1 pseudogene is annotated in these 264 nt (G+C 63.6%); it reads right to left on the reverse strand.

Going from position 1 to position 264, the window contains the following annotated elements:
* A pseudogene (locus tag CDV44_RS27220) lies at window positions 1-264 on the reverse strand (transcriptional regulator); the annotation flags it as partial.

The raw sequence follows: 264 nt of genomic DNA on the forward strand, positions 1-264 counted from the left end.
CCCGGCGGCAGTCCCAGCCGCCCGACCAGTCCGTGATGCAGGAACTGCTCGATCTGGCGCAGTCCGATGAGGCTGGTGACCGCCAGCCGGTGACGCGAAAAGCTCGACTTGCGGTCCTGCAGAATGCCGAGCACACGATCGATCGTGTTCGTCCAATGGCGGTCGGCGAGCGTGGGCGGAATGCTCTCGTCAAGCATGTGACGCAGCCACACGTCGTAGTCTTCCGACGTCAGCAGGAACGAGATCGGATCGAAGTGCGCAACG

This window comes from Pandoraea sp. PE-S2R-1 (assembly GCF_002179865.1).
GTDB lineage: Bacteria > Pseudomonadota > Gammaproteobacteria > Burkholderiales > Burkholderiaceae > Pandoraea.